The organism is Virgibacillus sp. M23, assembly GCF_034190895.1.
Taxonomy (GTDB): Bacteria; Bacillota; Bacilli; order Bacillales; family Amphibacillaceae; genus Virgibacillus; species Virgibacillus salarius.
In genome coordinates this window covers 1-428 of the sequence record NZ_JAWDHA010000294.1, presented here as the reverse complement: position 1 = coordinate 428, position 428 = coordinate 1, and the positions used below count along the sequence as shown (strand labels likewise).

Annotated in this window: 1 protein-coding gene; it reads left to right on the top strand. The window is 64.5% G+C overall.

All coding sequences use genetic code 11. The features are described 5' to 3' along the window. Positions 1 to 428 (top strand): tRNA epoxyqueuosine(34) reductase QueG (gene queG, locus RVS70_RS22630; protein WP_321134982.1); only part of this gene is annotated, 428 nt, incomplete at both ends.

Below are 428 nucleotides of genomic sequence, written 5' to 3'. Positions count from 1 at the left end.
CCCCGACGAGCTGGTGCCGGGCACCTTGCGCGTGGTGTCGCTGCGCATGGATTACCTGCCCGGCGACACCCAGATGGCGCAACTGCTGGCCCAGCCGGAAAAAGCCTATATCTCGCGCTACGCCCTGGGCCGGGACTATCACAAGCAGATCCGCAAGCGTGTGCCGCAACTGGCCGACCGTATCCAGGCGCAGATCGGGCCGTTCGGCTTTCGTGCCTTCGTCGACAGCGCGCCGGTCCTGGAAAAAGCCATCGCCGAGCAGGCCGGCCTCGGCTGGATCGGCAAAAACACCCTGGTCCTCAATCGCAAGGCCGGCAGCTATTTCTTCCTCAGCGAACTGTTTGTCGATTTGCCATTGCCGGTGGACCCACCCCACGCCACCGAACACTGCGGCCGCTGCACCGCGTGCCTGGACATCTGTCCTACCA